The 13,170-nt window shown below is 66.6% G+C and carries 8 protein-coding genes; 4 read left to right on the top strand and 4 right to left on the bottom strand.

Annotated features, from left to right (window positions below):
• Position 1: 1 nt before the first annotated feature.
• The gene (locus tag ABWV23_RS02675; protein ID WP_353344625.1) at positions 2-1,606 is read right to left on the bottom strand and encodes a hypothetical protein; all 1,605 of its coding nucleotides are present in this window, start codon (positions 1,604-1,606) and stop codon (positions 2-4) included.
• A gap of 307 nt (positions 1,607-1,913) precedes the next feature.
• Between ABWV23_RS02675 and ABWV23_RS02680 the strand changes: the two genes are divergently transcribed.
• Positions 1,914-3,740, top strand: a complete 1,827-nt coding sequence (locus tag ABWV23_RS02680; protein WP_353344627.1) for a histidine kinase N-terminal 7TM domain-containing protein — start codon at positions 1,914-1,916, stop codon at positions 3,738-3,740.
• A gap of 45 nt (positions 3,741-3,785) precedes the next feature.
• Here the strand turns inward: ABWV23_RS02680 and ABWV23_RS02685 are convergent, their stop codons facing one another.
• Together ABWV23_RS02685 and ABWV23_RS02690 are read right to left on the bottom strand one after the other, a co-directional pair.
• On the bottom strand, positions 3,786-4,640 hold the full coding sequence (locus ABWV23_RS02685; protein ID WP_353344629.1) for a fumarylacetoacetate hydrolase family protein: 855 nt from the start codon (positions 4,638-4,640) through the stop codon (positions 3,786-3,788).
• Positions 4,641-4,670: 30 nt separating this feature from the next.
• Positions 4,671-7,052 carry a thiamine pyrophosphate-binding protein gene (locus ABWV23_RS02690; RefSeq protein ID WP_353344631.1) on the bottom strand — a complete coding sequence of 794 codons (2,382 nt, stop codon included), beginning with the start codon at positions 7,050-7,052 and terminating at the stop codon, positions 4,671-4,673.
• A 126-nt stretch (positions 7,053-7,178) separates the two neighbouring features.
• Between ABWV23_RS02690 and ABWV23_RS02695 the strand changes: the two genes are divergently transcribed.
• Positions 7,179-7,643 carry an Lrp/AsnC family transcriptional regulator gene (locus tag ABWV23_RS02695; RefSeq protein WP_353344633.1) on the top strand — a complete coding sequence of 155 codons (465 nt, stop codon included), beginning with the start codon at positions 7,179-7,181 and terminating at the stop codon, positions 7,641-7,643.
• Here the strand turns inward: ABWV23_RS02695 and ABWV23_RS02700 are convergent.
• Positions 7,615-8,355, bottom strand: coding sequence for a TetR/AcrR family transcriptional regulator (locus ABWV23_RS02700; protein ID WP_353344635.1), 741 nt, complete (start codon positions 8,353-8,355; stop codon positions 7,615-7,617). The two genes, ABWV23_RS02695 and ABWV23_RS02700, sit on opposite strands and share 29 nt — an antisense overlap.
• 79 nt (positions 8,356-8,434) lie before the next feature.
• Here ABWV23_RS02700 and ABWV23_RS02705 point away from each other — a divergent pair, with 79 nt between their 5' ends.
• Positions 8,435-9,583, top strand: a complete 1,149-nt coding sequence (locus ABWV23_RS02705) for an efflux RND transporter periplasmic adaptor subunit (RefSeq protein WP_353344637.1) — start codon at positions 8,435-8,437, stop codon at positions 9,581-9,583.
• 25 nt (positions 9,584-9,608) lie between these two features.
• Positions 9,609-12,707 (top strand): efflux RND transporter permease subunit, encoded by a 3,099-nt coding sequence (locus ABWV23_RS02710; protein WP_353344639.1) that lies wholly within the window; start codon positions 9,609-9,611, stop codon positions 12,705-12,707.
• The last annotated feature ends 463 nt before the right edge of the window (positions 12,708-13,170 follow it).

The following is a 13,170-nucleotide window of genomic DNA, read 5'->3' on the forward strand; positions in this document are numbered from 1 at the left end:
CTCAGCCGCGCGGGGCCAGCACCTCGGCGATCTCTGCCAGCGCGGAGGAGGCCGATGCGGCGACAGAGACGTTCACGAACCCGTTGTTGCCATCCACATCCGCGAAAAAATCGGTCTGCAGTTCGCTCTGATACTCGGCCAGAACGCTGCGCGCGGCCTCTTTGCGGGCCTCGCGTTCTGGCCCCTGCGGGGCGTTCACCACCTCGTCCAACCGGTCGATCAGACGGGTGTCCAATGCCTTGAGGTAATCGTCCAGATCCCCGACCATGTCGGCCAGGTCGGCCAGCCCCGGTTCCGATTTGCAGGCCGTCGCGATCGCGGTCTTGAGCTTGTCCAACTCGGCGTGCATCGTTTCCCGCGTCTTTTCCCATTTCAACCGGCTGACGGCAAAGGGCTGCACGTCCTCGCCAACCTCGGGGCCGGAGGTTCCGGCGGCGTTTCCCGCCGCCTCGTCGAGCATTTTCTGCAACCCCGGCAGAGTCTTGAGCGCTGCCGCATACCCCTCTGGCGTGGCCTCGCTGGCGCTGCCCTCGGCGTAGTTCAGACGCATCTCGAAGGTGTCCTGAACCGCCTGCGAGGCGAAGCGCTGCTCCGCGATCGCCGCCTCCGCCCGGGGCTTCAGCGCGGCATGGGCGGCCTCCCACTCGGCCTGCACGTCTAGGGCCTCGCCCTGCGGCGGCTCCGGCACTGCCTCTGGGGACGGCGGGGCGGCCTGCGCACTCAGCGTGTCAATCGCCTGGCGGACCTTGGCCACCCCCTGCGCGGCGCGGGCCAGCTCGCCGGCCTTGACCAGCGCGCCAAGCTGCTGGATCGGCTTGACCACCTTGGCCTTGAACGGATCGGGCAGCTTCTGCGCATCCTGCGCCAGCGCGCGGATATCGGCGGTCACAGCCCCCGCGTCCGGCGCCTCGCCGCGATCCTGCGGCGGTTCTGCGGCTGCGGGTTGGGCGGCCACCCGGGCCAGGACCCCGTCGATCTGGTCCATCACCGCCGCCGCCCCGGCAAGGTTCTGCGCCTTGATGTCGACAACCACCTTTTTCAGCGCCTGTGTCAGCGTGTCCGCGACCGGTTTGGGCGCGGCGGCGATCCGGGGCTGCGCCGCCTTGATCCGCGCCAACAGCGCGGCGGCATCAGGGACATCCGGTTGCGGGGCCGGTTGCGCGTCCAGATCTGCGGCCCCGGCGTCGGCCTGCTCCTGCGGCGCATCGCCGGCCTCCCCGTCGTCCTCGAACAGCTCGGCATCGTCCGGCAGATCCTCGATATCGGCCTCCAGCACATTGCCGTCGGCATCGAGGATCTCGACGTTCAGCGTGATCTTGTTCGCCTTGAGGAATTTCTTCAGCCGCTTGGCCATGGTCGGCACCACGACCTCGCAGGTCAGCTGCATCACCCGGCCTTCAACCTTGCAACTGCCGAACGCCGCCTTGGTCCCTGCCCCTTCGCTCTTGGCGACCTTGCCCAGCACCGCCGCAGGACGCCGCCGATGCAGGGCAAAGTAATGATCGTCGTCGGATTTTCCGGGGTTGAAGGCGAACGGCAGCGGCTGCTTGCGCGACAGCTTGACCATCTTCTTCAACTCCGGGCCTTCAAGAGCAAACTCGGACATTCGGAAATCTCAAACTACATGACCCTACGTCAGGCTAGCGGCAAAAATGCACCCTGCATAGACGTTTGACACGGGATCGGCCCGGTCACGTTTTTCCGGGCGGCTGCGGCGACCACCCGAAGGTTCCCCAGTATTGCCTTTTTTTGACCACCTTCGACCGTCACAAGCCGAAATACTGGTTAAAGAGTTTAAACCACCTTTGGTTTCTATCGATTGGAAATGATGACGATGCTGATATGAACCAACCTGCACACCGCACCGGCAAAGCCACGAGGGACAAACGGGATACTGCGATGAGGGCTGCGACATGACCTGCCTTGCGCGTTTGGAACTGACCGTGGTGCCCGCCACGGTCGCGGCCCTGTGGCTGCTCGGCGCGCTCGTTCTTGTCTGGGTCGTCCGGAACCATCGCTTTGCCGGCAAGCGCTCTTTCATCGTGGCCTTCACCGCCATGCTCTGGTGGCTGGCCGCGGTCACGCTCGAACTGGCTTCGCAGGGGCTGGCGTGCAAGGTCACCTGGGCGCTGGCGGCCTGGCCCGCGATCATGCTGATGCCGATGGCATGGGCGTTCTTCGTTTTCGATTACACGATGAACATCCGGCCGGGATCCAAGCCGCTCCGCCGCCTGGGCTTTGTGAGCCTTCCGACCGCAGCGGGCCTCATTGCGCTGACCAATCCCTGGCACCACCTGCTCTACGGCACCGGCACAAGGCTGGTGACCGAAGGCACCCAGACCTTCGTCGTTTTCCATCACGGCCCGCTGTTTTACGCGATCGCCTCCTGGCTCTACATCTTCGCGGCAAGCGCCGTGGGCTTTCTCGCCTATGCCTTCGTGAAGGCCGAGAAGAACATCAGGCCATTCCTGGCGATCCTGATCCTCATCACCCTCGCCCCGCTGGCCGCCAACGTGGCCTATATCTACTGGGGGTTCACCATTTTCGGGTTCGACCCGACCTCCTTCATGTTCACCGGCGTTCTGATCGCCTTCAGCTGGCTGCTGGCGAACAACCGGCTGATGGACACCGAGGCCCTGGGGCGCGACCTGCTGTTCTACGCCACCCATGACCCGGTGATCGTCATGGACGCCTGCGGCCACTTCGCCGGCGCGAACCCTGCCGCGCAAGCGCTGTTCGCGGACCAGATGCCGACCCATGGCGAGGACCTCGATCGCCTCGACAAGATCGGCCCGATCCTGGCCCACCTGGCGGAGACCGGCGACCTCGAGAGCCCCGACCCGGTGTCCTTCGGAGAGCGGATCTATGATGTGCGTGCCCTTCCGATCGCCAGCCCGATCCAGACCAAAAGCAACCTGATGGGCTGGTCGGTGTCGCTGGTCGACATCACCGAACGGGAACACTCGGCCGAGGCGCTGCGCGATGCCCTGGTGCGCGCCGAGGCGGCCAACCACGCCAAGAGCGAATTTCTCGCCGTCATCAGCCACGAGTTGCGCACCCCCCTCACCTCGGTCAAGGGCGGGCTCGACCTGGCCCTTTCCGGCGTCGCGGGCGAGATCAGCGATCCGATCCGGAAACTCCTGACCATCGCCGGAAAGAACAGCGTCCGGTTGTCGCGTCTCATCGACGACATTCTCGATCTGCAAAAGCTGGACCTGAACGAGATGGCCCTCGATTTCCAGGATGTCGACCCCACCGACTTCCTGCGCGAGACCGTGCAGGAGCTTGAGGCCCACGCCAATGAGGCCGATGTCCGGCTCACCGTCGACTCCGACGACGAACCCCGGCGGGTGAATATCGATCCCTTCAGAATGAAGCAGGTGGTCGGAAACGTGCTGTCGAACGCGGTGAAATTCTCCCCCAAGGACGGGGTTGTCGAATGCGCGATCGTCGAACGCGGCACCAGCGTCCGCATGACGATCCGGGATCACGGCCTCGGCATCCCCGAGGGCTCCGAGGACAAGGTCTTTGGCCGCTTCAACCAGGTCGACGGCTCCTCGACCCGGGCCTCGGGCGGCTCCGGCCTGGGGATGCACATCGCCAAGCTGCTGGTCGAACGCATGGGCGGCTCCATCTCCTATGAAAGCCGCCTTGGCGAGGGCACCACCTTTTTCGTCGACATCCCGCTGCTGCCGCTGGCCGGCTGCGACCAGGAACCGGCCCGCAGACTGGCCTCCTAACGGGGTCAGCCTGTCGTAAACAGGTCAGCGCGGCGGCCCGAACGCCTAGGCGCCCAGCGCGCGCACCCTCTGCCGCTGCGCGCCCAGCCCCTCGACCCCCAGCGTCACCACGTCGCCCTCGTTCAGCCAGACCGGCGGCACCTTGCCCATGCCCACCCCCGGCGGCGTGCCGGTACAGATCAGGTCGCCCGGTTCCAGCCGGGTGAACTCGGACAGGTAGCTGACGATGGTCGCCACGTCGAAGATCATCGTGCCGGTATTGCCGGTCTGCATCCGGGTGCCGTTGACCTCCAGCCACATGTCCAGCGCCTGCACGTCGGCGATCTCGTCCGGCGTGACCAGAAAGGGACCGGTCGGGCAGAAGTTGGGAAAGCTCTTGCCCTTGACCCACTGGCCGCCCCGGTCGATCTGCCAGGCCCGTTCCGAGACGTCGTTGACCACGACGAAACCGGCGACATGCTCCATCGCCGCGTCCCTGGTGATATTCAGCGCCGGCTTGCCGATCACGATGCCCAGTTCGACCTCCCAATCCAGCTTCGTCATCTTGGGCGATTTCAGGATGTCGTCATCGGGCCCGCAATAGGTGACGCCCGACTTGGCAAACAGGATCGGCTCTTTCGGCACCGGCATGCCCGCCTCCGCCGCGTGGTCGGAATAGTTCAGCCCGATGCACCAGATGTTGCGCGGCTGCGCCACCGGCGCGGCCCGCCGTTTGCCCGCGACATCGACCACCGGCAGCGTCGCCGGGTCCACCGCCGCGAGACGGCCCAAAAGCTCGGGCGACAGCGTCTCCGGTCCGAAATCCCCGACCACGGCAGAGACATCCCGCGCCACGCCATCGGCATCCATCAGACAGGGAATCTTGCGACCGTTCCGGTCGCCATATCGCGAAAGCTTCATGCGGGGGTCTCCTCTCGCCCGGCGGGCGTCTTACCTGATGGCCGGACCATGCGTCAGACGGCTGATCGAGTCCAGAAGGGCGGTCCGGTCGATGCGGAAGTGACGGTAAAGATCCCCGATCGACCCGGTCTGCCCGAAATGCTCGACCCCGTGCGCGATGGTGCGATGCCCGGCGACCGAGCCGAGCCAGGACAGGGTGGCGGGATGACCGTCCAGCACGGTGACAAGGCTGCATGTCGCCGGCAATTCAGCGAACAAGCGCTCCACATGGCTGACCGCGCCACTGTTGCCCCGCGCGCGTTCCCGCTGTGCGGCGGTCCACCCGGCATTGAGCCGATCCGCCGAGGTCACCGCCAGAACGCCGATATCCCGCCGGTGTTCCCCGGCGAGACCCGCCGCCGCGATGGCCTCGTCCGCGACCGCCCCCTGATAGGCGATGACGACGCTGCAATTCGGCCCCGGCTTGCGCAGCCAATAGGCCCCGTCGATGGCCCCCTGCCGAAACGCGTCATCGACACGCTTGCCCGGCTGCTCCAGCGGCTTGGTCGAAAGCCGCAGGTACACCGCCCCGCCGGTCTCGTCGCGCAGCCATGTCCGCTCGTCCAGATCGCCTGCGCCCTCGCGCTGCATGTAGTCGAAGCCCCACTCCATGATCACCGCCAACTCGTCGGCGAACCCCGGCTCAAAGGCGGCAAGCCCGTCCTGCGCCATCCCGATCAGCGGCGTGCCGATGGATTGGTGCGCCCCGCCCTCCGGCGCCAGCGTCACCCCAGAGGGGGTGCCCACGATCATGAACCGCGCGTCCTGGTAACAGGCGTAGTTCAGCGCATCGAGCCCGCGCGCGACAAAGGGGTCATAGACCGTGCCGATCGGGAACAGCCGCTTGCCGAACAGCGAATGCGACAGCCCCGCAGCCCCCAGCAGCAGGAACAGGTTCATCTCGGCGATGCCCAGCTCGATATGCTGGCCCAGCGGCGTGAACTCCCATTTCGCGGTCGAGGGGATGCGATGCTCGATAAAGGCATCGGCCTGACCGGTGCGGGCAAACAGCTTGCGCCGGTTCACCCAGGGGCCGAGGTTGGTCGTTCCGGTCACATCCGGCGACATGGTCAGGATCCGCGCCGCCAGGTCGCTGTCGCCCTTGCTCAGATCATCGAGGATCTTGCCAAAGGCCATCTGCGTCGAGATCTCGCGCGAGGTGTCCACCGCGACCGCCGGCACTGTCAGCCGGTCATCACGATAGCGCCGGCGCCCCTTGGCGAAAAAGGGAACACCGGCGAGAAAACCCTTGAACCCCTCGGGATCATCGACGGTGGCCAGCGGCGCCCACTCCTCGCCCTTTGGCACGCCCATGTGCGCTTGCCACTGGGCGAACTGGGTGGAGTTCATCAGCCCGCCGTGGTTGTCCTTGTGCCCCGCGATCGGCGTGCCCCAGCCCTTGACCGTATAGGCCAGGAAACAGGTCGGGCGGTCATGGTCGATGGCGGCGAAACTCTCGGCCATGGTCTCGACGCAGTTGCCGCCCAGGTTCTCCATCAGCGCCGCCAGTTCCGCATCGCTGCGCCGCTCGATCAGCGCGGTCACCTCGCCCTGGTCGCCCAGGTCGTCAAGCAGCCGCTTGCGCCAGACCGCGCCGCCGCGAAACGTCAGCGCCGAATATTCCTGGTTCGGACAGGCATCGATCCAGTCGCGCAACCTGTCACCGCCCGGCTCCTGAAAGGCGGCGCGCTGCAACACACCGTGCTTGACCTTGACCACGTCCCAGCCAAAGGCGTCAAAGATCTTCTCGATCCGCCCGAACAGCCCCTCGCGCACGATCCCGTCCAGCGATTGACGGTTATAGTCGATGATCCACCAGGTGTTGCGCAGGTCGTTCTTCCACCCCTCCTGCAACGCCTCGTAAATGTTGCCCTCGTCCAGCTCCGCATCGCCGACCAGCGCCACCATGCGCCCCATCGGCGCCCCCGCGCCCCAGCTTTTCGCCGCGATGTAATCCTGCACCAGAGAGGCGAAAGAGGTGATCGCCACCCCCAGCCCCACCGACCCTGTCGAGAAATCGACATCGTCGATGTCCTTGGTTCGGCTGGGATAGCTTTGCACCCCGCCATAGCCGCGAAAGTTTTCCATGCGCTCGCGGTCAAGGTTCCCCATCAGGTATTGCATCGCGTGAAAGATCGGCGAGGCATGCGGCTTGACCGCAACCCGGTCCTCGGGGCGCAGTGCCGAGAAATACAGCGCCGTCATGATCGACACCATCGAGGCCGACGACGCCTGGTGACCGCCCACCTTGATGCCGTCCACCTTGGGGCGGATGTGGTTGGCATGGTGGATCATCCAGTGCGACAGCCACAACAGGCGCTGCTCGACGGTCTTGAGATGTTCGGACTTGCGATGCTCGGGGGTGCTGGGCATTTTCTTCTCCTTTGCGCCGGTATACACCCGAGCTTGCGGGTATTATCGTCCTTCTTGCCGCCTGTTCCCCGCAGCCGCGACGGATTCAGGCGCCAAACCCGTGAACGGCGAAGGAAACCGGCCCCCATGCCCGACCAGTTGGACGACATCGACTGCAAGATCCTGCAAGAGCTTCAGGCCGACGCCCGCCTGACCCATCAGGAGCTCAGCGACCGGATCGGCCTCTCCCCCTCGCCCTGCGCCCGGCGCATCCGCAAGTTGGAAACCGGGGGCTATATCACCGGCTACAGCGCCCGGATCGACGAGGCCAAGCTGGGGTTCGGCTTCAACGTCTTCATCTCGGTCCGCCTCGACCAGCAGGTCGACGACCGCCTCGGCGCCTTTGAGAAAGAGGTGCGGCTCTGCCCCGAGATCGTCGATTGCTGGCTGATGACCGGCAGCTTCGACTACCTCCTGCGCGTCGCCGTCAGCGACCTGGAAGAATTCGAGCGTTTTCTCACCCAGCGCCTGACGAAACTGCCCGGTGTCGCCTCGCTGGAATCCTCGATCCCGATTCGCCGGGTCAAGTACCTGCCGGCGCGGCTGCGCTGAGCGGCACGCGGGTCACCCCCCGCAGGAAAACCTCGATCGCCAGGTCCACCCGCGCGGTCATCGTGGCCTCGTCCGGCAACCGCCTGGGATCGAGCAGCGATTCCATCGGCCAGGGGCGCAACATGTCGAACAGCAGTGCGGCGGCGGCGGGCAGATCGTCGATCTCCACCTCGCCCCGCGCGCAGCCGCGTTCCAACTCCTCGGCCAGAAGGCAGCGATAGACGTCGCTGGTCCGCTCCAGCATCGAGCAGGCGACACCGGAGGTGGCCGGGCATTCCGACACGAAGCCGCGCAGGATCTCCAGCGGCAGGTCGAATCCGCCCTTGCCCAGATCCGGCGGCAGCATCAGCCGCAACCGCTCGGCCAAGGGTCGCGACCGCGCCGACGCTGGAACCGGGCGGATGAACCCGCCGCCGTATTGCTCCACATAGGCCTGCAACAGCGCCGCGCGGCTGGGAAACAGGGTGTAGATGGTGCGCTTGGACATGCCCGCGCGACAGGCCAGCGCATCCATGCTGGCGCCCTCCAGCCCGTTTTCGCGATAGACTGCCTCGAGCGCGGCGAATATCTGCGCCTGCCGCTTCTCCGGCGTCAGAACCGCAGGCCGCCCACGCCGGGGTGCAACTGGTTTTCTCTTCGCCTTGCCCATGCCGGTTCCGTCGTTCACGCCGGCGTGAACGGATCCGGTTAAAGACCCCTTGTCATCCGACATTGTCGCTGATTATAGAAACGCTTTAGTTTCCTAAGCCAATCCCGCCACCATGCCAATCCTCTTTTCCGAAAGGCCCGTCATGTCCGCGTTCTTTCGCCTGACGCTGTCCTGCCTCGCTTGCGCCGGCCTTCTGGCCGCGCCGGCCACCGCCCAGCAGCAGGGCCGCCCCCCCGCCGCCGTCACCGTGGTGACGGTCGCGCCGCAGATGATCACCCTGACCTCGACCCTGCCCGGCCGCGTCGCCGCCTCCTCCGAGGCCGAAGTGCGCCCGCAGGTCAACGGCATCATCACCGAACGCCTGTTTCAGGAAGGCGCCCATGTCGAGGCCGGTGATCCGCTGTTCAAGATCGACCCGGCCAGCTACGAGGCGGTGGTGCAGCAATCGCGCGCCAGCGTGACCCAGGCCGAGACCCAGTTGCGCACCGCCCAGCGCGAGGCCGACCGCATCAACGAATTGCATCAGCGCAAGGTCGCCAGCGACCAGGCGCTGGACGATGCCCTCGCCGCGCGCGACAGCGCCGCCGCCGCCGTCGAGGTCGCCCGCGCCGGGTTGAACTCGGCCGAGATCGAACTGTCGCACACCACCATCCGCGCCCGCCTCTCGGGCGAGATCGGCCTGTCGCAGACCAGCCCCGGCGCGCTGGTCACCGCCAGCCAGGCACAACCGCTGGCGGTGATCCGCGACATCGACCCGGTGCACGTCGACGTGACCCAATCGGCCGCCGACCTGCTGCGCTGGCGCCGCGGCGAGACCGAGGCGCAACTGGGCAGTGCCGACCGCACCGTGCGGCTGACTCTGGCGGACGGTTCCGAGTATGCCGAAACCGGCAAGCTGACCGCCGCCGAGCCCATGGTCGATCCGCAAACCGGCGTGGTCACCCTGCGGATGGAATTCGCCAACCCCGACCGGCTGCTGCTGCCGGGGATGTACGTGCAGGTCGACATGCCGGTCGAGGCCGCCGAGGGAGTCTTCCTGGTGCCGCAACAGGGCGTCCAGCGCGACCGCCGCGGCCGGCCCATCGCCTGGGTGGTGAACGCCGACAACGTGATCGAGGAACGCCCGCTGTCGATCCTGCAGGACCAGGACGATCACTGGGTGGTCGACGACGGGCTTGTCGACGGCGACCGCGTCGTGATCGCCGGCTTCCAGAAGGCCGCGCCGGGCGCCACCGTCACCCCGCAAGAGCGCACCGCCCCCACCGACGCCGCGACCGACGGCTCGAACTGAACGACAGATTGAAGGACGCCCGCGCATGGCCCGTTTCTTTATCGACCGCCCGGTCTTTGCCTGGGTCATCTCGATCCTGATCATGGGGGTGGGGATCCTGGCGATCCGCACCCTCCCGGTGGCACAATACCCGCAGATCGCGCCGCCCTCGGTCTCGATCCGCGCCAGCTATCCCGGCGCCTCGGCGGATACCGTGGCCAACACGGTCACCCAGGTGATCGAACAGCAGATGACCGGGCTGGACGGGCTGCGCTATTTCTCGTCCAGCTCCACCTCGGCCGGCAGCGCCGAGATCACCCTGACCTTCGAGACCGGCACCGACGCCGACATCGCCCAGGTGCAGGTCCAGAACAAGCTGTCGCAGGCCAGCGCGCTTCTGCCCGAGATCGTCCAGCGCCAAGGCATCACCGTGCGCAAGTCCTCGGCCGGGTTCCTGATGGTGGTCAGCTTGATCTCGCCCGACGGCAGCTTTGACCAGGTCGACCTCTCCGACTACCTGGTCACCAACGTGGTCGACGAGGTCAGCCGGATCGAAGGCGTCGGCGACGTGCGCGTGTTCGGCGGGAAATACGCCATGCGGATCTGGCTCGACCCGTCGAAACTCGCCGCCTTCGAACTGGCGCCCTCCGACGTGATCGCCGCCGTCTCGGCCCAGAACGCCCAGATCTCGGCCGGTTCCTTCGGTGGCCGCCCGACGGTCGCGGGCCAACAGCTCAACGCCACCATCACCGCGCAATCGCTGCTGAGCACCCCCGAGGATTTCCGCCAGATCGTTCTGCGCGCCGAGACCGATGGCGGGCTGGTGCTGTTGGGCGACGTGGCCCGGGTCGAGATCGGGGCGGAAAGCTATGCCTCCATCGCCCGGTTCAACGGCGCCCCCTCCGCCGGCATGGCGATCAGCCTCGCCTCGGGCGCCAACGCGCTGGACACCGCCAATGTGGTCAAGGCCCGGATGGAGGAGTTTGCCCGCTTCTTCCCCGAGGGGATGGAATACGTCGTCCCCTATGACACCACCCCCTTTGTCGAGATCTCGATCGAAGAGGTGATCAAGACCCTGTTCGAGGCGATCGTGCTGGTGTTCCTGGTCATGCTGCTGTTCCTGCAGAACCTGCGCGCCACGCTGATCCCGACACTGGCGGTGCCGGTGGTGCTGCTCGGCACCTTCGGCATCCTGGCGGCGGCCGGATTCACCATCAACACCCTGACCATGCTGGCAATGGTGCTGGCCATCGGCCTGCTTGTGGACGACGCCATCGTGGTGGTCGAGAACGTCGAGCGGATCATGGAGGAAGAGGGGCTGGGTCCGCGCGAGGCGACGCACAGGTCGATGGGCCAGATCTCCGGCGCGCTGATCGGCATCGCCATGGTGCTCTCGGCAGTGTTCGTGCCGATGGCCTTCTTTCCCGGCTCCACCGGCGTGATCTACCAGCAGTTCGCGATCACCATCGTCTCGGCGATGGCGCTCTCGGTGGTGGTCGCCCTCACCCTGACCCCCGCCCTCTGCGCCTCGCTGCTGCGCTCCAGCGACCACGCCGCACGGCGCGGTCCGTTCCGCTGGTTCAACCTGGGCTTCAGCGGGGTCTCGCGCGGCTATGCCGGCACCGTCCGCTGGGGGCTTCGCCGCCCGTTCCGGGTCGGGCTGCTCTACCTGCTGATGGCCGGGGCGATGGTCAGCCTGTTCATGCGCACCCCCACCGGTTTCCTTCCGGACGAGGACCAGGGCATTCTCTTCACCCTCGTGCAGGCCCCGACCGGCGCCACCGCCGAGCGCACCCGCGAGGTGATGAAACAGATCGAGGACTACTACCTGACGCAGGAGACCGACACGGTGAAGTCCATGTTCGGCGTGGTCGGCTTCTCCTTCGCCGGCGCGGGTCAGAACATGGGGCTGGCCTTTGTCCAGCTCAAGGACTGGAGCGAACGCCCATCGCCCACGCAAAGCGTGCAGGCACTGGCCGGCCGCGCCTTTGGCGCCTTCAGCCAGATCCGCGACGCCATGGTGTTCCCCATCGTGCCGCCCTCGGTGATCGAGCTTGGCAACGTCTCGGGCTTCGACTTCTACCTGCAGGCGCGCGGCGGGCAATCGCACGAAGACCACGTGGCGGCGCGCAACCAGCTTCTCGGCATGGCGGCGCAAAGCCCGCTGATCGCCTCGGCCCGGCCCAACGGGCTGACCGACGCGGCGCAGTTCAACCTCGACATCGACTGGCGCAAGGCCGGCGCGATGGGCCTGACCCCCACCGCCGTCGGCGCGCTGCTGCAGGTGGCCTGGGCCGGCTCCTACGTCAACGACTTCATCGACCAGGGCCGGATCAAGCGGGTCTATGTCCAGGGCGAAGCCGCAGACCGCGCAACGCCCAGCGACATCGAGAAATGGCGCGTGCGCAATGCCACCGGCGGGCTGGTCCCGTTCTCGAACTTCGCCGAGGGCAGCTGGCAGTACGGGCCGCAGGGCCTCTACCGTTACAACGGCGTGCCGGCGCTGCAGATCCAGGGCTCGCCCGCACCCGGCGTCTCCACCGGCGAGGCAATGGCCGAGATCGAGCGCCTGGCAGCCCAGCTTGGCGGCGGCTACGACGTGGCCTGGACCGGGCTGTCGCTCGAGGAACGCGAGTCCGGCAACCAGGCCCCGCTGCTCTACGCGCTGTCGCTGGCGGCGGTGTTCCTGTCTCTGGCCGCCCTCTACGAAAGCTGGTCGATCCCCTTCGCGGTGATGCTGGCGATGCCTATCGGCGTGCTCGGCGCGCTGACCGGCGCCTGGCTGGGCAGCTACGAAAACGGGGTGTTCTTCCAGGTCGGGCTGCTGACGGTGATCGGGCTGACCGGCAAGAACGCGATCCTGATCGTCGAGTTTGCCCGCGACCGCTACGCCCAGGGCGAACCGCTGCTCGACGCGGTGGTCGAGGCGGCCACCCAGAGGTTCCGCCCGATCATCATGACCTCGATGGCCTTCTCGCTGGGGGTTCTGCCGCTGGTGCTCAGCACCGGTGCCGGCTCGGGCGGACGTAACGCCATCGGCTCCGGCGTGCTGGGCGGGACGATCTCGGCGACGGTGCTGGGCGTGCTCTTCGTGCCGCTGTTCTTCGTCATCGTCACCCGCCTGTTCCGCGTCCGCGCCAAGTAACCCCCCGCCTCCGCTTGCACGGGCGGGGGCACCCCCTACCCTCGCAGGGATGATCACGCCCCTCCTGTCATTCCGGGCGAAGCAAAGCGAAGACCCGGAATCTCCGACCCACGCCACCAGATCCCCGCCTACGCGGGGATGACAGCGCGCGGCCCCCTGTCATTCCGGGCGGAGCAAAGCGAAGACCCGGAATCCCCGCCCCCAACGCCACCAGATCCCCACCTGCGCGGGGATGACAACAGGGGGTGGATAGCGTGTAGAGGGGCTTCCTTACCGGCCCGTTCATACACTTCGTACAAAACGGCCGCGAAACTCCCCAATTTAACAGGAAGTTACACGCAACGGGCGGTGCCCGTTTTCTTCCAAATGCGCGATGTAAGGAATCGCGCACGCGCCCGATCCGCCGTCGTCACGCTGTAGGCGTGCCTTTGGCACGACTGTGGGAGCGTTCCGCCACCATTCC

This window comes from Aquicoccus sp. SU-CL01552 (assembly GCF_040365005.1).
Lineage (GTDB): Bacteria > Pseudomonadota > Alphaproteobacteria > Rhodobacterales > Rhodobacteraceae > Antarcticimicrobium.